A 26736-nucleotide genomic window follows, 5' to 3' on the forward strand; every position below is an offset into this window, starting at 1 on the left:
ACCAGGCCCTCCGCGTATCCGCCGAGAACCAAGCGGCGCACTTCCAGGTAGCCCGGCCGCCAACGCGGGTCCAGAGGCCGCGTTGCGTCGGCGATCTCTCGCACCACCCGGTGGCCTTCCCGCTCGGCAAACCGGCGCGCGGCCGCCAGCGCCTCCACCGTGAACTCCCCCGGCCGAACGACGGCGTACGCAACAAGGCGGCGGGAGTCGTCCCCCAGCCGGATGTTTCGCAGCGACTGGCGGTTGTAGTCCTCGCGCAGCTCGCCAAGGGCCTCGATGTGGCTACGCGGCCGGGTCTCCCACCGCTGTGTCCCTGTCCGCCGGGCGGCCGGCCGCTCGTGTTCGGCCCGGATAGCTGGGCGCAAAAAGCTGATCGTTCCCATCGCTTCCCTCTCCAGTCGGTCGGGGACGGTGTGAGGCCGGGGGACGGCGGAGCCAAGGACTCACACCCCGGCCCCACACCAAGGGGGGGCCGCCACGGAGCGGCCGGTAACTACGTTCCTCCTCCTTCGACTTGAATTTCAATCTGTATCCACCTTGATTGCGTCTTGAAGGCAAAGTGGTATATGACAGACGCGAACCGAGGCCAACTTGCCGCGAGCCGGGCCGTGTTCGAGGAACACCGGGGGACTTTCGAAGCACACCGGGGTATCCCAGAGACGAACCGGCGCGATGCGACAACGAACCGAACGGGGGTGACCAGGTGGCAGCGAACGTCGGCAAGACGTTCCTCCGGATCGTGCTGGGCCAGGAGCTCACACGCCTGCGGGAGCAGGCCGGGCTGACACTCGCACAGGCGGCGAAAGACGCAGGCTGCGCAACGTCGACCGTGCACAATGTCGAGAGCGGGACCACCGGCTTCCGACGTATAGAGCAGCTTGCCGCCCTGCTCAGCGCTTACAAGCTGGACAAGGCAGACCGGGCGATGCTGATGGATTGGCACCGCCAAGCCAAGGGTGATGACTGGTGGACGACCAGCGTCTCCCACCTCCCCTCCGGCATGAACCTCTACCTCGCCATGGAGTCGGGAGCGAGTGACGCGAAGTGGTGGTGTCACGGAGTCATCAACGGCCTCGTTCAGACGCCGGCCTACGCCCACGAGCTGATCAGGTCGGCGAAGGTAGCCAACGACACGACGGAGGAGTTCATCGAACAAGCCGTCGACGTTTGCATCAAGAGGCAGAAGCGGATCACTGAGGAAGGGATGGAGCTAACCTGCATCATGGACGAGGCCGCGCTCACCAACGTGGTCGGCAGCTCCGAACTCATGCGCAAGCAACACACGGCCATCGCCGAAATGAACGAGCTGCCCAACGTGACGATCCAGATCATCCCGAAGAGGGCACCCACCTACCGCGCTGTTGGCGGAGACTTCGGGATTTTCAGCTTCGCCCCCGCTCAACGGCTGGAGCCAGCGGTCGCCAGCGCCACGGTGGATGGCACCACGCGGGTCTCCTCGAAGGAAAGGCAGACCAAGCAGTTTCTTCGACGCTTCGAAGTGCTGGCCAGGGGCGCACTACCCCCGTACGAAACAGCGAATTTCCTCAAACAACTCGCACGAGAGGTCTGATCGACATGAGCACCACCCCCAACGACGGCTGGTTCAAGTCCTCGTACAGCGGCGACCCCAACGGCAACTGCGTGGAGGCCCTCTACCAAGCCAGCAAGCAGGTGAACATCCGCGACTCTAAGCAGCTTGACGAGGCCAGCGGCTACCCCTTCCTGTCGTTCTCGCGGGCCGCCTGGTCGGCCTTCACCAAGCACACCAGCGGTCGCTAGTCTCCGAGGGTGCCCTCCCCGCGGTCATCGGGGAGGGCACACCTGGCGACCAGCTTGCCGCACCACACGGACAGCCAACAGTCACCCGGCGGCGAGCCTGGCGAGCATCTGTCTATTCGCGGCCGGAAACCGGGACTGAGTCAGGCGACCGGAAACACCTCACCGCCATCATGCGTCCACTCCTTGAAGACGGTGCTGGGATTTGTCGACTCGCTGGGCAGCTGGATCCGCGCAGTCGGGTGGCTTTCGTACAGCCCGATCCACCCGTTGTACGTCCGCTCAGCCGCCGCGAGGTGCCCCACCAGCCAGTATCCGCGGGCCCCTCCTCCGAAGCGGAGGACGACCCGGTAGCCCCCGCTCACCGCGCTGACGACTCGGTCGCGGTGGCCGCAGCGCGGGCCTGCGTAACTGCGGCATGTGCGGAGCCCCCGTACATTGGCCCTGACGCCGTTGCCAAACCGGCGCGACTGCTCCCCAGTGGCGCAGTCCCGGTACGTCGGGGCTGCGCGGATCAAGAGGAGGGAGGGCGCGGTGGGAGCACTGCGGATCGACACGGACGGCACGGTGGGAGTCGTGCCGTGGCCGGAGGAGGATGCGGAGCGGCGGGACGTGGTGCGTTCTGCGGTGGGCGGCTTCCCGGATGAGGCGGTGTATCACCGGCGGGCTTCGCTGCACGTTCGCGGGAGCGGGCAGATCGAGCGGTTGCCCTTGAATCTGTCGGCGTGGGTTCTGGCGTCGAGCTGGCGGGGGATGGAGATCCCCTACGGTCTCTACGGGCCGGCCGTCGTGACCGGGCCGCAGTTGGCTGGCCTGGACGAGGACCTCGCAGGCGCGGTGCAGGCGGTGTGCGCGGCGGTGGCGGAGATTCGTCTGGAGTGGGTGACACGGCCGCCGGTGGGCGAGCCGCAGGCCCGGGCGGAGCTGCTGGCTGCGGCGCGGCATGCGATGTCAGCCTTCATCGCGTAGGGACAGGTGCGCGGATGCCAGTGGGGGCTGCCTTTGGGCAGCCCCCACTCGTTCCCGGTGGGCGCGTCAGCCGGTGGTGAGGGGGGTGGGCCGGTTGGACAGGACCAGGTTGATGGTGTCTTCGGTGAGGCTGTCCAGGGTGATGTCGTAGGTCCGCGCCATCTGCTGGAGGCGTGCGACGGTCCTGCGTACGGCGGCGGGGTTTCCTGCCGCCCGTTCGATGTGGAGCAGGTCGCGGTAGAGGACTTCGGACGTCTCCTCGATGTCGAGGGCGTGCAGCACGGTCCGGCGGGCGGCATCGAGGTCGGGTGTGTCGCCGTTGGTGTGCCAGCGGGCGAGGGTGTGGGCGGTGTCGGTGATTCGGGACAGCATTTCCTGGATGACCGGGTCGGCCCATGGCAGAGTGCGGCCGTCGAACGGCCTCCCACGCACCAGCGCCATCGCGCTCTCCAGGTCGGCGATTCCTTGCGCCGGGCCGCCGGCCAGACCGGCGGCGGCCAGCTGTTGGAACTGCTGCCAGTCGGACGTTACGGCGGGGTGGAAGACGTATCCGGCGCCGTTCTTCGGGCGGGGCAGCAGCGGGGTCTCGTCGTCGGCCAGGCCGATCTCGTTGCGGAGTTCGGACAGCCGTGAGTGCAGGGTGCGGGTGCTCCACGGGTTCACGGGGTCCATGGCCCGGCACAGGTATTCGGTGGTGCGGCCGGGCCGGAGGTGGATCAGGGCGGCGACGGCTGTGGTCCGCAGGGTGTGGGCGCCTGTGGCGCCGGTGCCGCCGGTGATCCGCAGCGGTCCCAGCATCTCGATCCGCACCCCACCATCCTGGTCGGCCGGTTCGGCACGCGGTCCGGCGGGCTGCTGGGGGAGTGCCGGAGAGGCATTGGCGCTGCGCTCGGTGTCCTCCTGGCCGTCCTTGCCGCGGCGGGTGTCGGCGGTGTGGGGGAGTTCGAGATCAGCCGGCGGCGCGGTGGCGGCTCCGACGAGCAGGGCAGGGAAGGGGTTGCCGGGGTCCTGGGTGGCGTCGGCGCTTGTGATGCGGACCGTCAGCGGCTTTCCCGCGGCCGCAGGCGAGGCGTGGTCCTCGCTGAACTCCCAGGGCCCGGTCGCGGGGACCGGCTCCTCGGTGGAGACCGACAGGGCGTGGACGTACTCGCGGTACTGCTCGTCGGTGACTCGCTGCAGGGTGACCGGCGTCTCCAGCGTTGCCGGAACTGGCTGCTTGCCGTGGGTCGCGTCCAGGATCTCGGCGTGGGGGAACGTGCGGCGGGTGTGGTCGGTGGCGGGCAGGACCACGGCAGTCTGCAGGTGTCGGGCGGTGGAGAGGGCGTCGGCGAGCTGGATGACGTCGGTGTCGGCGTGGTCGCCGGCGCCGATGAGGAGCCAGGGCAGGACCTGCTCGCCGCTTTGGTGGGCTTCGAGGAGGAGTTCGCCGAGGTCGGCTGCGACGGCGGGCAGGTGGGGCATCGTGCGGATGCGGCCGTGCGGCAGCAGGCCGGCGAGTCGGGTACCGAGTCCGGTGGTGAGGATCTCGCTGTAGTCGGTCCACCGGCAGGTGCCCAGTTCCAGCGCGAGGGCTCGGGCGACTTCGAGGACCTCCTCGTCGGTGCCGTCCAGGAGCAGGACCCGGCAGGTCGTGAGGTCGGTCAGCAGCAGTCCTTGTTGGTCGGCGCCCAGGGTGACCAGTCCCGGATAGGGCGCCTGTACGTCGTGCACTTCCGCGGGGCTCGCGATGGTGCCCTGCGGGTCCAGGATCCAGGTCCGGGTGTCCGGGCCGGCCGTGAACGGGGGGAGGGGATCGGCGGGCTCGTCGAGCAGCAGGGTGACGCCGTCGTCCTTGCTGAGGCGGGCGCCACGCAGGGCGGGAAGAGCTCGACCGGTCTCGGCGCTGTGCTGGGCGAGTGTGCGCAGGACGGTGTCGAGAAGCTCGACGCCGGCGGGCTCCGCCGCAGCGGCCATGGTCTGCTCGGTGGGGGTGGGTTCGGCGTCCTGGGCGATGGTCTGCCCGGCACGGCGCTGACGTTGCTGCAGGATTCGCCGTACGCCCAGTGCGCCGGCGAGGGACGCGGCCAGCAGCGTTCCGACCCCTGCGACCAGAGACCAGTTGATGCCCGCGCTCGGCTTCGTGGGGTCGGCGGCGTCCGGGGCGCGCGTCGTGTCGGCCGGTGTCGGCGTACTGACGCTGGGCGCCGCTGTGGGGGCGCTCGTGTTCGGTGCCGAGGTCTCCGGGGCGGGTGCGGGGGTGGCACGCGGTTGCGTCGTAGCCGGTGGCGGCGTGGGCGTTGCCGCGACTGGGGGCTTGGCGGCCGCTTCGCCTTCGGCTTCCCTGGCATCCGGGGTGGCGGCGCTGGGCTCGGTGGGGACGGCGCCGCTGTCCTTCGGGAGGGTGAGTCGCTGCCCCGGGTAGATGAGATCCGGGTCGGTGAACCTGCCCGCGCCGTCGGGGAGGGGCTCACCGCGGTTGAGTTCGAAGATCTCCGTGTACCGGTCGGCGTTGCCCAGCTGGGTGCCGGCGATCCGGGACAGATTCTCGCCTTCCTGCACCGTGTACTCAGCACCCCCGCCGTCGACGCGGTCGGTGAACGCCCCTTGTGTCTGGATCCCGGGCGTCTCGGCCGTGACGGGAAGGGCGAGGACCCAGCCGGCTTGGATCGGGTGGTTGGCACGGAACAGGGATCCGTCGACCATGGTGCGCCCCTCGTTCAGCTGGGCGATCTGCTCCCATCGCTGTCCGTCGCCCAGGGTCTGTTCCGCGATCGACCACAGGCTCTCTGCCGGCTTCACGTCCCGCACCGTGTAGGTACCCGGTGTGCTGGTGCCGTCGTCGCTCGCCGCGGTGGCGCCCGGCACGGCACCGCTGACGGTGGCGCTGGGCGCAGGGGCGCTGACGCTCACCGGCGCCGTGGGGGCGTGGGCTGCGGTGGCCGGGGCGGCGAGGGCGGTGGTGGTGGGCAGGGCCAGCAGGACCGCGCCGACGAGGGTGGCGGCGGCGCGCTGGCCGACCAGGCCGCGGATCTGCGGGGCGGCGCGGCCGCGGAGCTGGGCGGGGATCTCCAGCAGCACCGCGCACGCGAACAGGGCCCAGCCGATCCATCCGGCGATGGCGAGGGCCAGGAGGAACACCTGGCCGGAGTCGTCGGTGGAGAACAGGGAGCCGAGCGCGGCAACTCCGGGCGGGCCGACGATCGAGGTGGCCCACCACAGCAGGATCGGCAGGCCGGCCAGGAGCCCGGCCAGGAGGAGAAGGCTGAGCAGGCCGCGGGCCACGGCGGCCGCCGTCTGGGCGCCGCCGCGCGCGGGCCGCGACGGCTTCGGGGTGGGCTTGGACATGTTCGGGTCCTTCTCGATCGACGCCCTATTCGGGCTGGGTCACGCCGTGCAGGAGGCGGGCGCTGCCGTGCCCGGAGACGCTCATCGAGCCGATGCCGACGACGGACAGGAACTTGGTGGCATAAGAGCCGTTCACGGTGACGGTCAGCTGGGTGCCGTCGGCGGAAAGGCCGACGCTGCCGCGGGCGTCGGCCCGGGAGAGGTAGGCGTGCGCGGCGGCCTGGGCGGCTTCGGGGTCGACGCGGATCTGCTCGCCGGTCACGGCAGCGCCCGGGTCGATGGCCTGTCCGGCCGCGCGGGCCGCTTCCATGGCGACGGCGTCGGCGCGTTCGGTGGCGCGCAGCTTGCCGCCGCCGTCGATGGCGAGGCCGATGATGCCCAGCAGGGCGATGGTGCAGATCGCGGTGTAGACGGCGACGCCGCCCTCGTCGCCGCGCAGCCGTCGGCGGCCACGGTGGGGTGCGGGATCGGGCACGAGGTCACCCCTCCCGGGAGCGGTAGGCGTCCACGACGGACGTGAACGTGCTGGTCATGGTCTTGGAGCCGGGCATCCCGGGCAGCAGGAGGTCGGACAGCGGCACGGTGCAGGAGATCGTCACGGTGACGGTGCCGACCTGGCCGAGGGGGACGGCGAGCCCGGAGGCGTCGATGCTCGTGGACGTCGAAGCGCACCGGATGCCCTGGTCGTTCAGCGAGCGGGCGGCGGCCTCGGCGGCCTCGCTCTCGGCGCCGGCGTGGGTACGGGAGATGGAGGCGGCGCGTGCGGCGTCCTCGGCGGCGGCGTCGACCTTCGAGCCCGAGGTGACGATCCGGCCGCCGGCGATCGCCGTACACAGCAGCATCAGCAGCAGCGGGGCGACGATCGCGGTGGCGATGGCCTCACTGCCCCGGTCTTCCCGCAGCCGCCCACGCCAACCACCACCGGAACTCGTGCCGGTCATGGCGTGGTCCACCGTTCGCGGGGAGCCGACGCCGACTGCGACACCGACAGCCCTGAGAGGCCCGGCACCATCGAGGGGGCGCTGCCGGTGACGGTCACCCGCACATCGGTGGCCGTGCTTCCGGCGGTGCTGACGGTGGGCGCGCGCAGGCTGTCGCCGGCGATCCTGCCGAGCGTCTCACGGGCGCGGTCGGCTCCCGCGCCTTCCGGGGACTGATAGGTGCGGGCGGCGGCCACGCCTTCGCGTGCGGCGGTGAGCGCGACGTTGCGGGCGTGGACCCACATCGCGGCCTGCACCACGGCCACCGTGAGCAGGATGACTAACGGGAACACGATCGCCATCTGGATGGACGACTCACCCCGATCACCACACGCCAGGCCTTGGGCACGGTCGGCCCGTTGCTGCCGGTCGGCCTGGACGTCGTTGTCGTGCGGCACGTTCCTCCTTCCCCCGCACACTTCGGTTTCCGTCTCGGGCGCGGTCAGATGCCGGAGAGGGTGGTGTTGTAGCGGCCGATGACCACCGCGATGGTTCCGGCGATGGCGATCGCCCCGGCCACCGCGGCGACCCAGATGATGATCGTGGTGATGGAGATGTCGCCCCGGTCGGCCGGGCCACCCTGCTCCAGGCGGGACTTGTACCAGCGCACAGCGGAGTGGGCGGCGGTCGTGGCACGAGCGGTGATCTTGTTCAGCATGGTGTGTGGCCCCTTTCGGGTCAGGTGTTGAGCATGCGGATGATGGCGGGGAAGGCGATCAGGAGCATCACCAGGACGGCGAGGAGCGCACCGGGGGCGGTCATCTTCTCGCTGTCGGCGTTGGCCTCGGTCGCCTGCGCGGTGAGGAGCTCGGTGCGCAGGTTCTTCGCGCGGGAGCGCAGGGTGGCGTAGACGGAGGCTCCGTCGTCGGCGGACTGCCTCATGATCGCGGCGAGGTCGTCCAGGACGGGCAGGTCGAGCTCGGCGGTGAGGCGGGCCAGGGACTCCCAGTGGGGGACCTTGTCCACCCGCGAGCGGGCCAGGGCCTGCTGGATACGGACGAAAGCCCAGCCCTGGCCGGTCTGCGCGGCCTGTTCCATGGCCTGCTCGGCCGACACGTTCCCCGCCCGGCGCAGCGCGACCAGGTCGAGGTAGGCGGCCATGGCGTGCGCGAACTCCGCGCGGGCCCGCTTGGCCCTGTCCCGCAGCGCCAGGTCGGGCGTGAACCACAGCAGGGCCGCAGCGAGGATCCCGACGATGGCCGGCAGGTACAGGGGCAGGCCGAGCAGCAGGAGCGGGATCGTGGACAGCGGCGGCAGCAGCAGACCCCCGGCCGCCAGAGCGACCTTGGTCAGCATGAACTTCGCCGGGGTGGTGCCGGTCAGCGCGAGATCCTTGTGGGGGATCCGTACGCCGGGGACGTCGGTGAGGTGCTCGACCAGCCACTGTCCCCACCGCTCGTCCCGGTCGGCTCCCGCATCGGCGGGGCGGGGTGGGGCGGGCTGGTTGAGGCGGCGCAGCGCCGGGGCGAGGGCGGGTGCGGGGCGCAGGACTTCGCGGATCAGCAGGGCTGCGCCGGCGCCGATCGTCGCCCCGGACAGGATCGCGGCCACGGGCATCATGCCGGCACCTCCGTGCTCTCGTGCCCTGCCGGATCGGCGGCCGCGGCGGGCGGGGTGACGGCGCTGCGCGGGTCGGCGACCAGGAAGCGGGGGACCGGCTTGGTGTCGGCGATCTGCCGCATCAGCGCCAGCACACCCACGAAGCCGGCCGCGAGGACGGCAAGGACCAGCTGGCCGAGCAGCGTCCCGTAGGGGGCGGTGTAGGAGGGGATGAGGAAGCCGAGGCCGATCACGGCCAGGGTGATGATGGTCATCCACCGCATCGTCGTACGCGGCTTGGCCCGGTCCGCCTCGATCGCCCGCCGTCGGGCGACTTCCTCGTGCACCGACTCGGCGAGGTCGTCCAACGCCTGCGCCAGGCCCGGGCCGCGGTCGGCGGCCGACAGCACGAGCGCGGCCACGACCTTGTCCGCGGTCACGTCGTTCAAGGCGTCGCCGAACAGGCGCAGCGCATCGGCCGGGCGCCAGCCGACGTGCAGCCGGTCGACCAGGTCGCCGACCTCGTCGGCGATGTCCTCGGGGCAGCCCTTGCGGGAGATCTGCAGGGCCTCGTCCAGGCCGCGGCCGAGACGGAGCACGTTGGCCAGGCGCTGGGTCCAGTCGCCCAGCGCCTCCAGCTTCCCGATCCGGGTCGTCGCGGACTTGGTGGGCGCGAGCAGCCACGGCACCCCGATCACGGCCAGGAACACCAGCGCCCCGGCCACGAACACCCCGGTCACCAGCCACAGCACCACCGAGGCCACAGCGCCGCCGGCCAGCCGGGTACGGCGGGCCATCCGCTCGTCCCGGCCGGCCAACTGCCGCCCCGCACGCAGCCGCGCAGCGACCGTAGGACCCTGGGGCGCGGTGGTGCCCACGATTGCGGCCACCAGCCCCACCAGCCCGCCCGCGAGGGCGAGTCCGGCCAGCACCCACATCAGCAGCGTGGTCACAGGGCGGCTCCCTCATCGACGAGGAGCGGCAGGGCCGCGGGCCAGGCCCCGCCCGGGACGTTCAGCAGGCCGGCGTCGAACCCGGCGCGGCGCAGGTCGTTGATGCATCGGGGGTGAATGAGCGGCACCGCCCGCAGCTCACCCCACTCCGGGCGCGGCCCGAAGATCGCGTTCGTCTCCGGCCGGCCGCCCTCCCCGATGCCGGTGACCTCAAGGACGTGGGAGACGAACCGGTGGCGGTGACCGCCGATCTTCGTCTCGTCGATGGAGGAGACGAACACGATGAAGTGCAGCCCGTTCGCGGCCTGCCGGTAGGCGAGCGCCTCGCTCATGTTGGCCTGCGCGAGCAGGTAGAGCTCGGCGATCCGGTCGAACACCACCGACGGGTGGATGGCGTGCAGGGTGCACAGGTTCCCGCCCGCACCGTTGGTCATGGCCTGGAGCATCGCGACGATCTCGGGTCCGCGGACCTCACCCACCACGATCCGGGTCAGCGTCATGCGCAGCGCCCGGTACATCAGGTCCATGAGCGTGATCTCACCGGCCGCCTGCCCGGCGACCATCTCGCCGTTGGACTCGCGTGCCTCCATCGGCACGACCTGGCGGTGGTGGCCGTTCTCGTGGGCGAACAGCTCGTACTCGGTCTCCAGGGTGGCGAACCGTTCGTCGGGGTCGATCTCCCGCAGCAGGGCGCGCAGCAGGGTGGTCTTCCCCGCAGCCTGGCCGCCCACGATCATCACGTTCTTCTCCGCGCGCACGCAGGCGCGCAGAAACGCCTCCAGGGTGGAGTCGAGCATGCCGCGGTCCACCAGCTCCGGCAGGTCGGCGTGGCGCATGCTGTGCCGGCGGATCGTGACGTAGGTGCCGGGAGTTACGTCGATGACGGCCTGAAGGCGGGACCCGTCCGACAGCCGCAACGCCAGGAACGGGTCCGCCGTCGACAGGCTCCGCTCGGCCTGCCCGGTCGTACGCCGAGCCAGGTCCCGCAAAAGTTCGCGCAGCTCCTCGTCGGAGTCGGCCACCGGTGCGACCTGGACGCGGCGGCCGTCGGTGAAGTCCAGCCACACATCGGCGTACCCGTTGATGAAGATGTTCTCCACGGCCGTGTTGTCCAGATGCTGCTGGAGCCGGCCAGCCCGGAACTGCAGGTCGAACACGGCCTGCGCGATCGCCGCGTCCTCGGCCGGGCTGGTGGCGGCGCCGCGCTTGACGGCCTCGGCGTCCGACCACACCGCCACCTGCTCGTTGATCAGGTGCCGGCCCTGCTGCTCCTGCGCTGCCGCGCTCATCCCCGGCCGGGCCCGCAGCAGATCGGTGAGGCGGTCCCCGACCTCCTTCTTGATCAGGCGGACCGCCGCATAGTCCATCGTCGCCACTGCCGACGTCACCGCAGGGGCCAGCGCCGCCCGGGGATCCGCCGACGCCAGCCGGGCCGGGGATGCACCGCCCGCCGGTACCGGGCGGGGAGCGGCGAGGCGGGCCTGCAACGTGCCTGCGGCGACCTGCGGGTCACCGTGCAGAGGGCTAGCGCGCATGACTGACCACCCGCCCCTCGACCGGCCCGGGCGGTGGGGCGAGCCGGGAACGCCGGATCTCCACCAGCTCCCGCACCCGCACCGCAGCGGACCGCGCGGAGCGCATCAGCGCCCCCGACTCGAACCGGCGGGGCTGCTCAGCCCCGTCGGACAGCACCTTCGCCTCTTTGGGCTGCCACGGCAGGACCGCCGTGACCGGTACGCCGAGCGTCTTGCGGACCTCCTCCTTGGAGAAGGGACCCTCGTCGACGAGCAGCATGCCCACCTCGACGCTGCCGCCCACGCTCTCGCGCAGGGCCTCCAGCCGGACCTGGGCGCTCTGCAGGCTGCGCAGGGTGGAGCGCGCGACCACCAGGACGACGTCGGCCCGCTGCGCCAGAACCGCCGACGGCCCGAACGCACCACGCCGGCCGAGGTCCACCAGGACGTCGTGCCCGTGCTCCTCGATCCCGGCGAACAGGCGCGCCAGCGGCGCCCATACCGGTTCCATCGCGGAGGCGTGCGCGGGGTCGTAGAGGCCGGGCAGCACCAGCCGGTCGCGGCTGCCGGCGTCGGTGACATCGACCAGCTGACGCCAGAACGCCTCGACCAGCTGCCCCTGACGGGCCGCGATCGCCAGATTCCGCAGACCGTGCGTGTTGCCCAAGGTGCCCTGGAGCGCACCGGGCAGGATCGCCCCGCCGTCCGGGTCGGCCTCGGCCAGTATCACGCGGTGCCCGTCCTCGAGCGGCCACGTCATCAACAGCGCCATGGCGGCCGTGGTCACCCCCGGAGCCCCGAGCCCACCGGCCAGCGCGACGACCGCCATCAGCTGCCCTCCTGCGGCGCCAGGATCAGCGCGATCGCGCCGGTCGCCACCCGCGCGGCCAACGCCGGCCCATCCGTCGCCGGCACCGCCACATCCACCACCACAACACCCGTCGCCGGCGCGGCCGCCCCCACCGCGACCACCGTCGCGGCCACCGTCTTCGGCGCACCAGCCAGCTCAGCCGGCTTCGCCCCACCCACCGCCTGGGCGCTGTCCGGAGTGGAGACGATCAGCACCTTCTGGCCCGGCGCGAGCCGGCTCGCCGGCAGCTGCGACGGCTTCAACGCCACACCCACCAGCTGCTCACCGGCCTTCACCAGAGACACCGACGTGACGTGCCCCGGGGACAGCAGCGCACCGGTCTTCAGCGCGACCGCGGCGCGCTGACCGACGATGGACTTCTTCTTCGTGACGGGGACGGCCTTGACGGCCGGGTCCAGTGCCAGCGACGCCGGGGCCAGGTCGGCGTCGGTGACCGCAGCCCCCACCGGCACATCGCGAGCCACGACCAGGACGGCGGTGCGCTGCCCCGACGCGGTAAACAGCAGCGCGCCGGACAGCCCGCCGGCCGCGATCAGGGCCACGGACAGGGCGATCAGCCCCGGGCGCCGACGCCGCTGGCGAACAACGCGGGGGGCTGCCGCCGGCTGCCCGCCGGGGCCACCGGGCGCCGGTACGGCGGCCTGGCCCGGCGTCGCGGGCGTGGTGGTGGTACTCACGTGCTGTGCCTCCTGAGAGGGGAAAGGAAGTACGGGTCGTGTGGCCTACTGGCCGACGACCTGGAGTTCTCCGATGCGCACCGCGGCCTGCGAACTGCGCGTCGTGGTCAGATCGCCCTGCTGGCCGCCGCCGACCCAGTGCACGGCCCACGTCGTCGTCGCGGTCACCGCGTACTCACCGACACGGGAGTAACCGGCGATGCCGCACTGACCGCTGGCCTGGCTGGGCGGAGTCAGCCCGAACGACGGGCTGTAGGGGGTGCCGGGGAACGGGCAGGACACGCTGGTGCCGTTGCCGAAGTTCCACACGACGTCCTGCACGGTCGCCGTGGCGGTGACGGTCACCCCGAGCGCGGTCGCACTGGCCGACGTCGGCCCGGTCGTCTGCGGGCTCGGCCCGTTCCACACCCAGACCGGCACGCCGACCGTCCCGGTACCGCCCTGCTTCGGAGCGATCCCGATGTCCGCACCCATCAGCCGCATCTTCGTGACAGCCTCCTGCGCCAAGGCCTCCAGGTTCGGGCCGCCTCCGTATCCGGGAGGGGGGTTCTGGAACCAGCGCAGCCCGCCCATCACGGGCTGGCCGGGGCACTGGCCGTTGTAGACCGCGCCGTCTCCTGGTGCGTGCCCGTCCCACACAGGGTCATTGGCGGCTGGTGGCGGTTCCAGGAGCCGCCAGTAGCAGGAGCTCGACGCGTCGAACCAGCCTGATTCCTCGTCGTAGCAGGGCACCTCGAACGTCCCGCCGGAGCCGTCCCGAGCCATGCACTTCGTTGCCCCGCCCCCGCCCCCGCCTCCGCCACCCGGCTTACCGTCATCGCCGGGCTTGTCGGGCTTCGGAGGCTTCTTCCCGTCGGCGTAGACGTCGCAGTCGATTGCACCTGGCGGGCAGTTGGCGCCCGGCTTGGGCTCGTCCGCTGCGGCGGGGACGGCATACAGCGCCCCCGCGAGCAACAACCCCACGGTGGCGATCCGTCTCGTCCCGCTCAGCACAGCCGGTCCCGGGAGATGTCGAAGTCACGGATCTGCCAGGCGCCCCCGATTTTGAGAGCCGTATACGTGGCAACGTGGCGACGATTCTGGTCCATCGTTTCCACGGGCTTCCCGCTTTGCTTCTCCACCTGGATGTAGTTCGTGCTGTCGATGCAGTCGGTGATGGTCGCCTTCGGAGGCTCGGCCGCCGACTCCATGGCTGAGACCTGCGGCGACAGGGTGGGCGCACCCGTCATGACGTAGCCGTTGTCCCGGTAGTAGATCTGAGTCGCCTGGACCTTCGAGTAGGCCTTGTCGGCACCCACCGCTTCCATCCCGCTGTTCTTCATCGAGCCGGTCGAGTAGGCCTTCACCGATGCGTCCCAGAAGGCCCGGTAGACGCCGAGGAGTGCGTCCTTCTCGGCGGCCTGCGGATCGGCTGTGGGGGTCGGGGACGCGGTCGGGCTGGGTGGAGGCGCGGCCTTGTTCTCCTTCGTGCAGCCGGTGGTGACAGCCGCAACGGTTGTCGCGAGCGCGGCGGCGGTGAGGAGCATGCGGAACCGTGTGGTTCGGGTGTGGTGCTGGCGTGCTGTGGTCACGTGGAAACCCCCCAAAGTCACCGTGCAGGTTGGATGGACAGCAGGCCCCGTCATCGCTTTCGCAACGTGTTCGCGGCATCGCGATCTGTCGGTACAGCGCACCCTATGACGCAAACGGCCGGTAGGCCTATGGGGTTCTTGGGGCGCAGGTGCTGATCGTGTTGTTTTGACCGCAATGCCGTTGCGGAATATGCCAGTTCAGCGTTGCGTCGCGTACTGCCTGGTGGGAGGGTCGTCGGCCCCGGAGAGGCAGTGCCGCACCGAATCGGCCACGTGGCGTGTTCTTTGCGCTTGTGACGGTCGGGCGAAAGGTGCGGCCGCTGCTCACAGCTGCATCCAGCCGCGGCGCTCGCCAGCACCGGCCAGGGGCGTCCACACCGGACCGGAAGGGCCGGCCTCTTCGAGGTCTTCGAGGACGGCGGCGCCGAGCGGAACGTGGGAGGCGAGGCGGGTGACCAGGTCGTGGTCGGCGGTCATCCGCCGCAGGTCCGCGATGCGGGCCGTGAGCGTCGCGCGGGGGGCCCCGGTGAGGACGAACAGGATGCGGGGGAAGCGGGGGTAGAAGCGCTGCCACGCGAACAGGGCCGCGCCCTGGTCGGCGACGGTCCCGCGGCGTCCGGCGGGCTGGGGGGTGTAGTCGTGGAAGCGGGCGTATGTGATGAGCTTGCGGGCGAGGCGCTCGCTGCTCATGGTGGTGCGGTCGATCTCCACGAACGCCCGGTACTGCAGACGGCGGGGCCGGGCGGCGGTGTAGTGGAGGACGGCGTCGGCGATGAGCCGGTCCTCCCCGCCGGTGTCGGGCAGCCGGTGGGTGACCTCGGGCACCCAGTCCAGCGCCTGGTACTCGTCGCCCCGTTTACGGGCTTCGGCGAGGAACGCCAGGTGGGCGCGGACACCGGTGAGGGTGTGGGCCGCCCGCATGGAGGCCGCGGCGGGACTGGCGATGACGGTGGCGGTACGGCCCCGGAGCTCGGGCCAATTGGCTACGGCCTGGGCTCCGGCGGCGGTCAGGAAGTGGGCTTTGAGGCCGCTTCGGACACCCAGCGCGGTGTGCGCGATGAGTCCCTCCGCGCGCAGCGGGGCGAGGACCTTGTGGATCTTCCGGGGCGGGACGTGGGGCATGAGCATTTGGTGGAGCTGGGTGCTGGTCAGCAGCCGGTGCTGGGCGATCAGGGCGAGTGCCCGGTGGGCGTAGGTGTCGGCGGCGTCGGGCTGGATGACTGCAGGGGCGGTCACGCGAAGTGCTCCTGTTCCTGGTTCTGGTTGTCGGTGGTCGGGGTCAGGCCGGTGAGGAACTCGCGTACCTGCTCTTCCTGGCTTGCGGCGAGGGCGCTCTGCTCGGTCAGGGGCCGGGCCCCGGTGTTGGCGTGGGCGGCCCGGAGCAGTCCCTGGGTGCGGGAGGGTTTCGCGAGGCGGCCGAAGACCTCTTCGAGTTCAGGTCCGCGGATCTGCAGGGGGCCGAGGCGTTTGCCGGCGACGGTGAAGGAGGCGTAGTGCCACCACCGTTCCAGCCCGGCTGCGTCCTGCGGAGTGACGCTGCTTGCCCACTGGGTGGTCACCGGCGTGATCGCTTCGACCGAACCGGCGGTGGTCGACAGGCAGGAGGCGTTCTGCAGGAGCGCCGCGCGGGTGGTGGGGCTGAGCCGGTGCAGGAGCTGTGTCATGCCGTGCAGGCGCCCGCCGAACTTGCGGAGCTGTTCGGTGATCTCGGCCAGGACGGTGGCGCCGCCGTCCAGGGAGATCATCTCGTCCAGGTAGAACCGGAACGGGTGCCTTTTGCCCTCGGGCAGGTCGCGGCGGGACAGGCCGGCGCGCAGGAAGTCGCGTACGAGCAGGGAGATCAGCAGCCGGTCGGTCGGTCCGGTGCCGGGCGGGCAGATCCACACCACCTGGCTCTCGTCCATGGCCCGGCGGATGTCGTAGCCGCTGACCGGGCACCCGAGGAACGCCCGGATCACCGGGTTGGCCCCGAGCCGCTCCAGCGGGTTCAAGACGGTGCCCAGACCGTCCTTCGGCAGGTCGGGGAAGGTGCCGGTCCACCACCCCCGTGTTTCCGGATCGAGCGCGCCGACAACCAGGTACCGGAAGGTCGGGTCGGTCAGGAGCGGACGGATCTGGAAGACGGTGGCCTGCCGGTCGGATGCGCCTGCGGCGACAGCGAGGGCGTTCACGCAGACCAGGGCCTCCACGGCCTTGGTCAGGATCGTCAGGGCCCGCGGCGCGCTCGCGTCGTCCCACCCCAGGGACGCGGCAATCGCATCGACCACCGCGGCGGACACCTCGTACGGGCGGGGACCGCCGGACATGTCGAGCAGATTCCAGCAGGCCAGCAGGGCACTGTCGTCGTGCACGGTGAGGTCGAAGACGGCGATCCGTTCCATGATCTCGTCGTGGGCCAGGTAGCGGGCGACGTCGGTGAGGGAGTCGCCGTGCGGGTCGACGAACGCCAAGCCCCGTCCGTTGTGGGCGCTGGCGACGGCCTGGACCTGGGCGCGCATCGTCTTGCCCCACCCGGCCTTGCCGGACTGGACCTCGAAGAGGGTGTCGTCCTCGTGGGTGGCCAGCAGCCGCTCCCGCCCGTCCGGGCCCCGGTACCAGCCCTGCGGCAGCAGGTCCTCGCCCACCTTGTAGGTCGGCATGTCGCTCTCCAGCAGCGGCAGGTCTGCCAACGCGGTCGGCGGCTTGAGGAGTCCGGCGATCTCCTCCAGATGCGCCCACCCGCTCCGGGCCGGCCGCATCAGAGCCTGCTGCCACCGCTCGTCGAACCGCGGCCGCCACGGCCACCGGTCCGGCCCGATCCGCACCGGCCCCAACGACCACCCCTGCGACGCCAGACGGGACGGACCCGCATACACGTCCATGGCCGCGTTGATGCGTGCCAGCCGGGCCTGCGCACGGTCGGCCTTGTCGGAGGCGCAGCGCACCAGGATCTGCACCCGGACCAGCCCGGCCCCTTCGGCGAGTTTGCCCAGCACGGTCTCCCGGTCGACACGGCGCGGCTGCGGCGACATCACCAGCTGCCCACGGGGTGCACCCCGCCATTGCGCCGGGTCCAGCAGCTTGCCCACCGTCACGGGCAACGGGTCGGTCGATTCCTGGGTGAGCCAGCGTGCCTCGCGCTGCGCCTCACGTCGGGCTTCCTCCCGGGCCAGGCGCATTCCCTGCGCGCGCCGGACGGCGAGGTGCCAGCGCGAGGCGGGTGACAGGTCGACGCAGACCTCGGCCAGGTCCCCGAGTTCGGCGCGCAGGCCGGCCACGGCGTCGATCAGCGGCTGGAGCGGGTCGGGCTCCAGGGGTACGTTCCGCAGCCGGGAACCGGGCTTGCCGCGCAGAGTCAGGACGGCCCGCACGACGTGCTCGCGGTGCTTGTCGGCGATCGGGCCGACCGGCTTGGCCCGGACCCGGGCGCCGTAGGGGGTGGTGGTCAGCAGCGGGTGCGCGGAGGCCGGTGCCTCGATGCGGTAGGTCAGGGGCCGGGTTCCGTCGGCGCGCAGTCGCAGCCGCACCGTGCGGGCACGGCGCGGAACCCACCACGGGCCGGATCCGGCGGCCCGGATCAGGAGCAGGCCCTGCCGCCAGATCTGCTCGAGACTCGGCTCGAACGTGGCACTGGGCACCAGCTCCACGCAGGCCCGCTCGGCCAGAGCCCGTGTGGCGAGGCGATGTTGCAGCGCCTCCCACCCGATCACGAAGGCGCCGAGGAGGCATGCCAGCCACCAGGAGTTGGCGAGCCCCCACCGGGCGAGATCGCCGAATACGTCGACGATGCTCGCGGCGGTCCCGAGAGCTTCTGCTGTCGTCACGTACGCGTCCATGATCCTTCTCCGTTGCGGATGTAGTGGAGGGCCGCGGTTCGGCCGTCCAGGTAGGTACCGGCCGGGTCCGCGCCGGCCCACACCAGGCGCACCACCGCACCATCACCGTCCTGGTCGGGCGCCCGGCGGGCGGTCGCGGCCTGGATACGCACCTGCGTGTACCGGACGGTCTCGGCCAGCCACGCGGCACGTCCGGCCGTGACCAGGTGCTGCTCGTCGGCGGGCGGCAGGTCGGGCCGGCTGGCCCGGTCGAAAGCCTGCTGGATGAGCGGATCGGCTGCCGGGCCCTCGCCGGGCGGAGGGAGTTGGTCCGCCGGTGCCGCACCGCCCGGCGAACCGGCGGGGCTTGGGGAGGCGGCCGTCGGTGCCGCGATCGCCGGCCGTGAGTCCGATGGGGTCACGACTTCGGGAGTCACGTTCGGGGCGCTTGCACTGGACGCTGCAGGTCGAGCCGGGGCCGCGGGCACAGGACGGTTTGTGGGCGCGACGAACCCCGGTGAGCCGGCGGTCGGCTCGGTGGCGGCGGAGGTGAGCCCGGTCGACAGCATCCAGATTCCGGCGCCGGCGAGGAGGCCGGCCGCAGCCAGGAGGCGGCCGCCGGTCCACCAGGAGGAGGTGTTCACAGCAGTCGTGCCCCTCCCGCGTAGTCGGGCAGGGCCGTGACCGGGTCGATGCGGACGGGCTTCCCGGGCCGGGGCGCGTTGATCATCTGGCCGTCTCCGAGGTAGAGGCCGACGTGGTGGATGGTGGAGTCGTTGGTGGGGCTGTAGCCGTAGAAGACGAGATCGCCCGGCAGCAGCGCACCGACGCCCGCCGAGGCGGGGATGCGGCGCCCGGCGCTGGCCTGGGCGGCCGCGGTACGCGGCAGGTTGATCCCGGCCTGGGCGTAGGCGTAGAGGGTCAGGCCCGAGCAGTCGAAGCCGTTGACGGTGCGGCCGTCCTGCCCGCCGGGGGAGCAGCAGATCCCGGTCGAGCGGCCGCGGGCGTTCCCACCGCCCCAGGAGTACGGGATGCCCTGCTGGGCGAGCGCGGCCTGGATGACAGCCCCGACATTCCCCGAGGGGATCTGCGGGCTTGCGCCGAGGGCGTCGTACCGGTCGATCCCCGAGAGGACGTCGTCGACGTACGCCCACGACCGGTTGTAGGTGTGGATCGCCGCGCGCAGCTGCTCGCGGTCGGTGAGGTCGCGGCCCTTTCCGCACAGGTAGACGGCGGCGGAGGCGGCGGCGTCGTCGGCGTTGTGCGGGTTGGTGATGCCGTCGCGGTTGCCGTCCTTGCCGTAGGCGCGGAACGTTTCGGGCAGGAACTGGAAGGGGCCGACGGCCCGTTCGTATGTGCTGTCGCCGTCCCACTGGCCGTTGTCGGTGTCGCGGATGGCGGTGGTGTTGCCGCCGGCACCGGAGCCGTCCAGGCGGGGGCCGGTGATGGGCGGGGTGATGTCGCCGCCCGCGCTGACGGTGCGGCCGGATGCGTGGTCGGACTCCACCCGGGCGATCCCGGCGAGGATCTGCCAGCGCATCCCGCGGCAGGCGGGGACGTGGGCACTGATCTGGGAGGCGCCGGTGAGGTAGGCGGCCAGCATGCGCGGGGGAATCCCGGCCGCTGCCGCGTCGACACCGGCACCCGCGGCAGGGGCGGTCTGGCTGCGGGCCGCTGCCAGCAGGACGGGGCCGGTGCAGCACACCGCGGCGAGAAGGAGCAGCAGCGTGAGGCAGCCCATCTTCTTCCACCGCTTCACCGGCCATCGTCCTCACGACGTCGGCGGGCGGCGGCCGCCCGCTCGGCGAAGATCCGGCGCAGCCGGGCCGCGTTCGCCTCGGCCTCGGCGCGTACCCGGTCCTCATCAGTCGCCTGACCTGCACCCTGGGGTGCTTGCGGGGCCTCCACCCGGTGTCGGGCCGGACGGCTGCGGCTCGGGCTGGTGCCGCCGACTGCCGGGGCGTGAGCCGCGGACACGGGGGAGGGTCGGCGGCCGGCGGGGGTGCGCGGGGCGGACACGTTGGTGTTCGGACGGCCGGCCGGGGTGCCGGTCAGCGGGGCCGCATGGAGGGCCGCGGCGAGGGCGGTGTCCCGCACGGTGCCGGCCGGGTCGTGGACCTGCCAGGCGGTGGCCAGGGCCTGCCCGGCGTGGTCGACGGGCTGCATCCAGCGGCCTCCGTCCTGGCGGACCCGGTGGACGGCGACCCTCAGCTGGGTGCGGGCATCAGTGGTGAACTCCGAGGCCGCCGCCCGCGTCGCTGACAGGGTGCGAGGCAGCCCCAGAGTCGCGCCGTAGGTGACGCGTGCGGCGCGGGACGCGCCGCGGTAGCCGCGCAGCCGGCTGGCCCGACCATGGATCCGGGATCCCAGCAACGGCCGGTCGGTAGCCGGGTCATACAGGATCTCGCCCGTCCACTCGTCCACCACCATCTCCCCGCCACCCGCACCGCCCCCGGACCGGCCTGTAGCCGCCCCGTTCGCGTACGCGTGCAGCCGGGCCGCGGCCGGATGCCGGCCGGGCGGCGGCCCGATGAGTGCGGTGTGCGCCGCGCGCAGCGCGATGGCCAGCGGTGCAATTCCGCGTCGTCCCTCGGCGACGGCGTCGCCGAGCAGCCGGCCAGGGTTCATTGGCATGCCCGTGGGGTCGGAGAGCGCGGCGAAGCTGCCCAGAGACCGCAGCCGAGCCCCGAACGCACCGTGCGCCGCGGAGGCCCCGCCGCCCAGTCCGCCGGACCCGCTGCCCTGGGTGGAGCCATGCATGGCGAGCGCGGCGCCGAGTTCGGAGTTGTCGCCGGGCAGGTGGCTGCCGCCGACCTTCGCGTAGCGCATGCGGGTCGCCATGCGCTGCCCGAATCCGGCCGTCGCCCGCAGGATCCGCCGGTGCAGCACCAGAAACGCAAGCGCGAGGGCGTCGACGAGGAACAGTCGCTCCATCATCTGATCAGGGCCGCTGTCCGCCAGAATCGCGTCCACAGCGATCCCGAACAGGGGGAGCGCCATGGCGGCCATGAACGACACCAGCGCGGAGATGACGAATACCCCGAGCCACCGCCAGAGCAGCATCCGGGAGGGGCCGGGCAGCATCGCCCACACCCACGCGACCGGCCCGCCGGCCGCTGCGGCTGCGTCGGCGCCCTGGGCGCCGAGCATCACCACCGACATCGAGACGACCATCAGAGCGACCACGATCACAGCGATCAGCAGGGCCAACACCGACCACACTCGATCCCATGACGGCTTCTGCGCGTACGCGGCCGCCGACTTGCCGACGGCGCCGGCACTCTCCAGTTCCTGGATCAATCCCGGAAAGCCGTCCTTGCCGACGACCTGGTCGCGGCACCGCTTCTCGCTCTGCGGGTCCAGGTGTTCGCAGTTCTTGGCCTTCTCCCGCCGCTTCTGTGCGTCCTCGCAGTACGTCTTTGATGGGCCGTCGAGCAGCGCGCACGGGTCGTCCCCGTCGGCCGACGGCTGTGCGGCCGCCTGCCCGGCCGCGTTGCCCTTGACCCACTTCAGGTGCGCCTCGTACGCGGTCTTCTCCCCCTCCTTTTTCGGGTCCAGGATCCGGCCGTACTGCAGGAGCATGTAGGGCTTGACGACGAGGGCGTCGGTGAGTGCGGCCTGGATCGGTGCGGTGACGGTCTTGGCGTCGGCCTGTTCGGCCACGCATGCGTCGTGGGCGGGGCCGACCGCGGTGTCGCAGGGGCGGCCGCCGCGGGCTGGGGTGTCGAAGTAGGAGGCGGTGGTGATGGAGGCGACTTCGATGGCGGCCTGGTGGGTCTGCTGCAGCGGCCCGTCCTTGCCCAGCAGGTAGTCGGGCCGGACGAATGCACTGGCGGCCAGCGCCGTGATCACCAGGGTCAGCACGATCTCGCCCAGCCCCTTGCCGACCTTCCCGCGGACGAAGAGGATCAGGCCGAAGACGAAGGCCCACGCCAGCAGAAGGCCTTCGAGGCCGAGCGCGCCGACGACGTGCCGCTGGTAGGCATCGGCCAGACGCTGCGCCGGATCGGTAAGGAGACGCAGCACGGGGAAGTCGAGGACGGTAGCGCTCGCCCAGCCGGACAGACCGACCAGCAGACGCACGAGGGTGAACAGGCCATTGAGCAGGAGACGCTGGGTTTCACCGATGACGTCGAACGGCATGCTGCCTCCCACGACGACGTCCTCGACACGGTCCCCGACGGTCTGGGAGGCGACGCTGCTCTCCAGCTGGTAGCCGCTGAGCGGCACGCCCTCGCGGGTGATGATGTCCAGCGGCCCGAGCAGGCCACCGCCCGCCCCGGATCCGTCGGCGGCCGCCGCCACCGCAGTGTTGGTCACCAGGAAGACGACGGTCAGCAGCGCCACAAACCCCGCGGACCTCAGGGTGCCCCGGTCGAACCGGCCTCGTACGCGGATCACCGGGTGCTCCCCTCGGCCGGCTTCTTTGGGCGGCCCGGGGTGGTGAAGATGTTCTCCTTCAGGCGGGCGACGGGCGGGACGACGACCTTGATCCGGCCGACCTGCATCCGCGGGTCGCGCAGCAGCATCTCGCCCTCCCGGCCGGCCTGCCCGACGGGGGACAGTCCGGTGGTCACCAGTCGGATCAGGTCCTCGTCCTCGCTGTCCAGTCCGAGGAACTTCAAGCCCCGGGCGGCGCGTGCGCTGTCGGCGGTGCGAGCCAGGAACCGGTAGGCGATCAGCCCGGAGTCCTTCCCGAGCTCCGCCTCGTCGTGGGCGCCGAGGAAGACACCGGCGCCGTGCTTGCGGCCGTCGTGGAGGATCTCGTGGACCAGGGCCGCGCCTTCGGCGGAGGAGGTGAGCCAGTAGCACTCGTCCAGCGCGACCAGGCAGAACCGGCCCGGGTCGGTGAACGCGGCCTGCCGGGCGATGGCCGCGATCAGGTACAGCACGGCGCGTCCGATCAGGGCCTCCAGCGGCTGCTGGCGCAGGACCTCGACGTCGGCGAACGCCTCCCGCGGGGGCAGGGTGAGGCCGGTGGTGGTGACCACCACCATGTCGGCGCCCAGGTCGCCGTCCAGGCTGACCGCGGGCAGGCCTGGGTCGAAGACCATCGCCGCGAGGGGGTTGCCGGCGACGATCCGCAGCAGGTCGGCCATGGTCGCCGCAGCGTCCGCGCGACTGCTGGTGCCGGTCGCGGCCAGCGCGGTCAGGACGTCCAGGACCTTGCCCATGGACGGCTCCGGCCCGTTAGAGACCTCTTCCACCGCGTGGTGCAGGACCGCGCCGGCCGAGGTCATCGCCCCGACTCCCAGTTGGAGGGTCAGGTAGGAGAGGGCGTAGTGGGCGCCGACCGGGCCGCCGAACACCCTTAGCGGGTCGATGGAGATGCGGGCCTGGGCGGCGTCGATGATCTGGCAGCGCTCGCCCACCGCGGCCCGGGCGAAGCTCGCCCACTCGCGGATCGGGGTCCGGTCGATCACGATCGCCCTGCCGCCCCGGTCCACGACCGCGGAGGTGACCAGCTTCTCCAGCACGCTTTTGCCGCTGCCCAGGTCACCGATCACGGCGCTGGACGCGGACGCGTTGACCTGCGGGGCGTCGGCCGGGTTGAGCAGAACGGGACGGATCGTGCCGCTGTCCAGGTCGTGCCCGATGAGCATCCCGGCCGGATCACCCACCCGTGACAGGGTCAGCGCCCCACCGGCAGCCCAGTCCTCCGACAACTGGTGCTGGGTGAACTGGCCCACCTTCGGCGCCCGGACAGCGCCCGGCAGCCCCAGGGCGAAGAGCTCCTCCTGCATCCCGTAGGGGCGCTCCACCCGGTAGTCGCCGCCCGACAGGGCCGCGGACAGCTCCCGCGCCCGCGCATCACAGGTCGCCGCGTCCGGGCCCCACACACTGAGGACCGTGACGGACTGCACCTCGACCTCGACCGAGGTCCGCGCCATCCGCGCGTCCTGCTCGGCCAGGTCCCCGGCCGCCTCCGGCAGCGAATGCGGCATCCCGGTGGGCTGCGCACCGTACTGCTCGGCCTGGTCCAGAAGTTCACGCTTCTTGCGCTGCACCTGCTCCCGCGCCTTCTTCGCCGGAACCACGCGCAGGTCCACCGCGACATCGACCGGGAACGGCAGCCCCTCCAACTGCGCCAGGACGTCCGCGCTCTGCACCGCCACCGCCGGCGGAAGCTCCGCGAGCACCAGGTGCGCCTGGTAGCCGGTGCCGGCGTCGGACTCGACCTGCAGCCACTTACGCCCCAGGGGCGAGGACGCACCAGAGCGCCACCACGGCGTCCTGTCCGCCTTCACGGACTCGCCGAGCCCGCGGCCGCCCTCGGCGAGCCGGATCTGCCCGAGGTCAGCGTAGGAGGGAGAGGACAGCTGCCCGTCGCGGACACGGCTGCCGAACAAGGGGCTGTGCTCGGCGTCGCCCAGCAGCGGCTCCTCCGCCAAGCCCCGGTGGACGGCGTGCTGGAGCATCCACACGATCTCCGCCGGCGACGCCGGGCGCAGGCCGAGCCCACCGCCCAACGACGTCTGCACCCGCCCGGCCTCCTCCACCGCGGCCTGCACCTCCGCCTCCGCTACGGCCACCGGAGGCAGATCCAGCGCCGCCGACAGCTCCGCGTACAGGGCACCGAGCGAGGCACCGGCGGCGGACTTCTTCGCTGCGAGAGGGACGGCGAGCCACAGGGTCCGCTCGTGCATCTCCTGACCGGTCAGCAGATCCACCGCAGCCGCGCAGCTCTGCGCCCACGCGGGCAGGCGCTGCCAGTCGACGCCGGCGACCATGCGCTCGGCGATCTCGCCCGGGTCGGTCCGGGCCGCCAGTACGAACAGGCGCGGCTCCATCCCCGGCATCGAGCGGACCAGGGCGGTGACCCGCCCGAGAAGCTCCTGGTGCACCCGGGCGGGCAGGTAGCCACCGGGCAGGGGCGTCACCCGCCACAGCGCCCACACCTGCGACGTGGTCGACCAGAGCAGATGGCCGTGGATGTGCCTGAACGGAGTCCGCATCACGCCGCCTCCTGTCCCGCGCCGGCCAGCAGCCGCGACAGACCCGAGCCGGCCGCCGCAGCCACCGGCAGCGCAGTCACCGCTGCCGCAGGGGCCGGAACTGGCGCCATGCTCAGGGCCGGGGCCGCGAGCGGCTTGCCGGCCGGCGTGAGGGTGAAGCGGCAGCGCAGGTAGGAAGGACGCCGGTCGCGGGCGATCCGACCGCCCACCCGCCCGGCAGGATGCCGGGTGAGCACAACCAGCACGCCGAGGAACGCGGTGAACGGGTTCTGCCCGGCGATCTGCGCACCGCGCACCGCCCACACCGCCCCGATCCACAGCACCACCGGGACCGGACCCGCCCACGACCACAACGCGTACGACTTGATCAGGGCGAACGCCCCGCCGCCCAGCACCACCAGCTGCGCCGGCGTGTACGGGCCGAACGGCACCGTCCAGTCGCCGAGCTTGCCCAGCACCCACGGGTGCCGGCGCGCACTGGTGTAGACGCGGACAACTGCCTGCCTGCTCACGGCGTACCGCCGTCCGCATCGGCGTGCGGGGTGACCACCACGACGGTCTGGCCGGTGCTTTTGGCCGGGTTCTTGATCTCGTCGGAGAAGATCGACGCGAGCGAATCACGCGAGTTGTAGATGCCCAGGGCGAGCACCATAGCGATGAGCGCGCCGATACCGGCCTTGAGAGAGAACTTCCGCGCGACGGTGATCACGACCACCAGCGTCAGCGCGGCCTTGAGTCCGCTATCGGCCCAGCCGGCCAGGGTCCCGATCAGGGAATCGCCGAGGACGTCCAGCTGTCCGGCCAGCACCACGGAGTTCGGCGTGGTCATCGCCCACCACCCGAGACCGCCGCAGGAGAGGAAGAGCTCGTACCTGCTGGCAGGTCGGTGATACCGGACTCCAGCGCGCTGACTTCCCACCGCCCGGCCCGGGCGGTCACCTCCGCCCGGTACACCAGCGGCCACCGGACGCCCAGCTTGTCCTCACCGCTCACGCGGATCCGCACCCGCGCCTTCGTCCCGTCGGCGGGGACCGCCGCGACGGTGGCGGCCTCGGCGTCGGCGAGGACGTCGGCGACCTCGATGCGCACGTACGGCGCAGTCTTCGGCGCGGACACCCGCAGCCCCGGCGACAGGTACCGCTCCAGTCCACCGCCCTGCCCGCCCCCGAGGTACGCACGGACGAACTCGCCCAGGGACACCTCCAGCGCCCCACCTGCGCGGACCCGGTGGGTGAACTGTGCAGCAGGAACTGCAGCCGCGTCGGGGGCGGCGACCTCGGCCGGTGCGCCGCCGATCGTAACCGGCGCGCCTTCGGTACCGCCGGTCCCGGACACCGCGTAGTACCGGACGAGAGGCGCCACGGTGTCCGGACCGCCTGCGGGGGCCGGATCGGCCTGGTCCCGGAGGGCCGCGACCACCACCGTCCACGTACCCGGCCCGACCACCGTACGGACGGCGACCACCCGCCCCGCGACCGCGACAGGGGCGTTGGTGGAGCGTGGCCGCTTGGGCAGGTCCACTTCGGGAGCAAGCGCCCGCACAGCGGTCGCGATGCTGCTGTCGGTCTTGGCACCGTCGGCACGCAGCCACAGGTCCACGAACAGCTCCGCCGCACCCCGGGGATCAGCGGGCGTTCGTGCCTCGGTGGAGTGCGGTGCGGGTGCAGCCTGCACCACAGCGGTCGGCGGCGCGTAGAGCGTGGCGGCCAGGGCGAGCGGGCCGGCGCCCAGAGCGCTCCACATCGCAAGACGGACCAGCCGGGGCCCGCGGGGCGCCGTGCGGACCGGAACGGTCTCAGGGCAGCGCTTGCG

General features: G+C 72.0%; 25 protein-coding genes. 3 read left to right on the forward strand and 22 right to left on the reverse strand.

The genetic code is table 11. From position 1 onward, the window contains the following. A partial coding sequence (locus tag ACZ6JS_RS34950; RefSeq protein WP_469304062.1) for a hypothetical protein occupies positions 1 to 383 on the reverse strand: 383 nt, incomplete at its 3' end. A 320-nt stretch (positions 384 to 703) separates the two neighbouring features. Here ACZ6JS_RS34950 and ACZ6JS_RS34955 point away from each other — a divergent pair. From ACZ6JS_RS34955 to ACZ6JS_RS34965, 3 genes are all read left to right on the forward strand, one after another. Continuing rightward, positions 704 to 1570 carry a helix-turn-helix domain-containing protein gene (locus ACZ6JS_RS34955; RefSeq protein ID WP_469304064.1) on the forward strand — a complete coding sequence of 289 codons (867 nt, stop codon included), beginning with the start codon at positions 704 to 706 and terminating at the stop codon, positions 1568 to 1570. 5 nt (positions 1571 to 1575) lie between these two features. Further along, entirely contained in the window at positions 1576 to 1779 is a 204-nt protein-coding gene (locus ACZ6JS_RS34960) for a DUF397 domain-containing protein (protein ID WP_469304066.1), read from the forward strand. 531 nt (positions 1780 to 2310) lie between these two features. After that, entirely contained in the window at positions 2311 to 2745 is a 435-nt protein-coding gene (locus tag ACZ6JS_RS34965) for a hypothetical protein (RefSeq protein WP_469304067.1), read from the forward strand. A 66-nt stretch (positions 2746 to 2811) separates the two neighbouring features. Here ACZ6JS_RS34965 and ACZ6JS_RS34970 read toward each other — a convergent pair whose 3' ends face one another. The 21 genes from ACZ6JS_RS34970 to ACZ6JS_RS35070 form a co-directional block, all read right to left on the reverse strand. Then, the gene (locus ACZ6JS_RS34970) at positions 2812 to 6069 is read right to left on the reverse strand and encodes a LysM peptidoglycan-binding domain-containing protein (RefSeq protein ID WP_469304069.1); all 3258 of its coding nucleotides are present in this window, start codon (positions 6067 to 6069) and stop codon (positions 2812 to 2814) included. 25 nt (positions 6070 to 6094) lie between these two features. Then, positions 6095 to 6544 carry a pilus assembly protein TadG-related protein gene (locus tag ACZ6JS_RS34975; RefSeq protein WP_469304071.1) on the reverse strand — a complete coding sequence of 150 codons (450 nt, stop codon included), beginning with the start codon at positions 6542 to 6544 and terminating at the stop codon, positions 6095 to 6097. Between the two features lie 4 nt (positions 6545 to 6548). Further along, a complete protein-coding gene (locus tag ACZ6JS_RS34980) occupies positions 6549 to 7010 on the reverse strand; it encodes a TadE/TadG family type IV pilus assembly protein (RefSeq protein WP_469304073.1) in 462 nt (153 codons plus the stop codon). Further along, positions 7007 to 7447, reverse strand: coding sequence for a TadE/TadG family type IV pilus assembly protein (locus tag ACZ6JS_RS34985; RefSeq protein WP_469304075.1), 441 nt, complete (start codon positions 7445 to 7447; stop codon positions 7007 to 7009). The genes ACZ6JS_RS34980 and ACZ6JS_RS34985 overlap by 4 nt, the downstream gene beginning before the upstream one ends. A 44-nt stretch (positions 7448 to 7491) precedes the next feature. Then, positions 7492 to 7707 carry a hypothetical protein gene (locus tag ACZ6JS_RS34990; RefSeq protein WP_469304076.1) on the reverse strand — a complete coding sequence of 72 codons (216 nt, stop codon included), beginning with the start codon at positions 7705 to 7707 and terminating at the stop codon, positions 7492 to 7494. Between the two features lie 20 nt (positions 7708 to 7727). After that, complete coding sequence (locus ACZ6JS_RS34995; RefSeq protein WP_469304078.1) at positions 7728 to 8609, reverse strand: type II secretion system F family protein; 882 nt, start codon at positions 8607 to 8609, stop codon at positions 7728 to 7730. Then, positions 8606 to 9526 carry a type II secretion system F family protein gene (locus ACZ6JS_RS35000; protein ID WP_469304137.1) on the reverse strand — a complete coding sequence of 307 codons (921 nt, stop codon included), beginning with the start codon at positions 9524 to 9526 and terminating at the stop codon, positions 8606 to 8608. The genes ACZ6JS_RS34995 and ACZ6JS_RS35000 overlap by 4 nt, the downstream gene beginning before the upstream one ends. Before the next feature lie 11 nt (positions 9527 to 9537). Next, a complete protein-coding gene (locus ACZ6JS_RS35005; RefSeq protein WP_469304080.1) occupies positions 9538 to 11076 on the reverse strand; it encodes a CpaF family protein in 1539 nt (512 codons plus the stop codon). Beyond that, positions 11066 to 11884 carry a hypothetical protein gene (locus ACZ6JS_RS35010; protein ID WP_469304081.1) on the reverse strand — a complete coding sequence of 273 codons (819 nt, stop codon included), beginning with the start codon at positions 11882 to 11884 and terminating at the stop codon, positions 11066 to 11068. The genes ACZ6JS_RS35005 and ACZ6JS_RS35010 overlap by 11 nt, the downstream gene beginning before the upstream one ends. Further along, a complete protein-coding gene (locus ACZ6JS_RS35015) occupies positions 11884 to 12603 on the reverse strand; it encodes an SAF domain-containing protein (RefSeq protein ID WP_469304082.1) in 720 nt (239 codons plus the stop codon). The genes ACZ6JS_RS35010 and ACZ6JS_RS35015 overlap by 1 nt, the downstream gene beginning before the upstream one ends. Before the next feature lie 45 nt (positions 12604 to 12648). Beyond that, a complete protein-coding gene (locus ACZ6JS_RS35020; protein ID WP_469304083.1) occupies positions 12649 to 13368 on the reverse strand; it encodes an ATP/GTP-binding protein in 720 nt (239 codons plus the stop codon). A 221-nt stretch (positions 13369 to 13589) separates the two neighbouring features. Further along, positions 13590 to 14174 (reverse strand): hypothetical protein, encoded by a 585-nt coding sequence (locus tag ACZ6JS_RS35025; RefSeq protein WP_469304085.1) that lies wholly within the window; start codon positions 14172 to 14174, stop codon positions 13590 to 13592. A 324-nt stretch (positions 14175 to 14498) separates the two neighbouring features. Beyond that, positions 14499 to 15410: a replication-relaxation family protein gene (locus ACZ6JS_RS35030; protein ID WP_469304087.1), complete on the reverse strand. Its 912-nt coding sequence runs from the start codon at positions 15408 to 15410 to the stop codon at positions 14499 to 14501. Further along, a complete protein-coding gene (locus ACZ6JS_RS35035) occupies positions 15407 to 17989 on the reverse strand; it encodes a type IV secretory system conjugative DNA transfer family protein (RefSeq protein WP_469304089.1) in 2583 nt (860 codons plus the stop codon). The genes ACZ6JS_RS35030 and ACZ6JS_RS35035 overlap by 4 nt, the downstream gene beginning before the upstream one ends. After that, the gene (locus ACZ6JS_RS35040) at positions 17974 to 18390 is read right to left on the reverse strand and encodes a hypothetical protein (RefSeq protein ID WP_469304090.1); all 417 of its coding nucleotides are present in this window, start codon (positions 18388 to 18390) and stop codon (positions 17974 to 17976) included. Before ACZ6JS_RS35040 ends, ACZ6JS_RS35035 begins: the two co-directional genes overlap by 16 nt. Before the next feature lie 218 nt (positions 18391 to 18608). Next, positions 18609 to 19727, reverse strand: coding sequence for a C40 family peptidase (locus ACZ6JS_RS35045; protein WP_469304091.1), 1119 nt, complete (start codon positions 19725 to 19727; stop codon positions 18609 to 18611). After that, positions 19724 to 22369 carry a hypothetical protein gene (locus tag ACZ6JS_RS35050; protein WP_469304093.1) on the reverse strand — a complete coding sequence of 882 codons (2646 nt, stop codon included), beginning with the start codon at positions 22367 to 22369 and terminating at the stop codon, positions 19724 to 19726. The genes ACZ6JS_RS35045 and ACZ6JS_RS35050 overlap by 4 nt, the downstream gene beginning before the upstream one ends. Then, positions 22366 to 24924, reverse strand: coding sequence for an ATP-binding protein (locus ACZ6JS_RS35055; RefSeq protein WP_469304095.1), 2559 nt, complete (start codon positions 24922 to 24924; stop codon positions 22366 to 22368). Before ACZ6JS_RS35055 ends, ACZ6JS_RS35050 begins: the two co-directional genes overlap by 4 nt. Then, on the reverse strand, positions 24924 to 25436 hold the full coding sequence (locus tag ACZ6JS_RS35060; protein ID WP_469304096.1) for a hypothetical protein: 513 nt from the start codon (positions 25434 to 25436) through the stop codon (positions 24924 to 24926). Before ACZ6JS_RS35060 ends, ACZ6JS_RS35055 begins: the two co-directional genes overlap by 1 nt. Continuing rightward, positions 25433 to 25753, reverse strand: a complete 321-nt coding sequence (locus ACZ6JS_RS35065) for a hypothetical protein (protein ID WP_469304097.1) — start codon at positions 25751 to 25753, stop codon at positions 25433 to 25435. The genes ACZ6JS_RS35060 and ACZ6JS_RS35065 overlap by 4 nt, the downstream gene beginning before the upstream one ends. Then, positions 25750 to 26667: a conjugal transfer protein gene (locus tag ACZ6JS_RS35070; RefSeq protein WP_469304099.1), complete on the reverse strand. Its 918-nt coding sequence runs from the start codon at positions 26665 to 26667 to the stop codon at positions 25750 to 25752. Before ACZ6JS_RS35070 ends, ACZ6JS_RS35065 begins: the two co-directional genes overlap by 4 nt. Positions 26668 to 26736: the final 69 nt, after the last annotated feature.

This window comes from Streptomyces sp. NPDC046349 (assembly GCF_055587885.1).

Coding starts and splice junctions, on each gene's coding strand:
- ACZ6JS_RS34960 (WP_469304066.1), top strand. CDS start 1,576: ATGAGCACCACCCCCAACGACGGCTGGTTCAAGTCCTCGTACAGCGGC.
- ACZ6JS_RS34970 (WP_469304069.1), bottom strand. CDS start 6,069: ATGTCCAAGCCCACCCCGAAGCCGTCGCGGCCCGCGCGCGGCGGCGCC.
- ACZ6JS_RS34980 (WP_469304073.1), bottom strand. CDS start 7,010: ATGACCGGCACGAGTTCCGGTGGTGGTTGGCGTGGGCGGCTGCGGGAA.
- ACZ6JS_RS34990 (WP_469304076.1), bottom strand. CDS start 7,707: ATGCTGAACAAGATCACCGCTCGTGCCACGACCGCCGCCCACTCCGCT.
- ACZ6JS_RS34995 (WP_469304078.1), bottom strand. CDS start 8,609: ATGATGCCCGTGGCCGCGATCCTGTCCGGGGCGACGATCGGCGCCGGC.
- ACZ6JS_RS35000 (WP_469304137.1), bottom strand. CDS start 9,526: ATGTGGGTGCTGGCCGGACTCGCCCTCGCGGGCGGGCTGGTGGGGCTG.
- ACZ6JS_RS35005 (WP_469304080.1), bottom strand. CDS start 11,076: ATGCGCGCTAGCCCTCTGCACGGTGACCCGCAGGTCGCCGCAGGCACG.
- ACZ6JS_RS35010 (WP_469304081.1), bottom strand. CDS start 11,884: ATGGCGGTCGTCGCGCTGGCCGGTGGGCTCGGGGCTCCGGGGGTGACC.
- ACZ6JS_RS35020 (WP_469304083.1), bottom strand. CDS start 13,368: ATGGCTCGGGACGGCTCCGGCGGGACGTTCGAGGTGCCCTGCTACGAC.
- ACZ6JS_RS35035 (WP_469304089.1), bottom strand. CDS start 17,989: ATGGACGCGTACGTGACGACAGCAGAAGCTCTCGGGACCGCCGCGAGC.
- ACZ6JS_RS35055 (WP_469304095.1), bottom strand. CDS start 24,924: ATGCGGACTCCGTTCAGGCACATCCACGGCCATCTGCTCTGGTCGACC.
- ACZ6JS_RS35065 (WP_469304097.1), bottom strand. CDS start 25,753: ATGACCACGCCGAACTCCGTGGTGCTGGCCGGACAGCTGGACGTCCTC.
- ACZ6JS_RS35070 (WP_469304099.1), bottom strand. CDS start 26,667: ATGTGGAGCGCTCTGGGCGCCGGCCCGCTCGCCCTGGCCGCCACGCTC.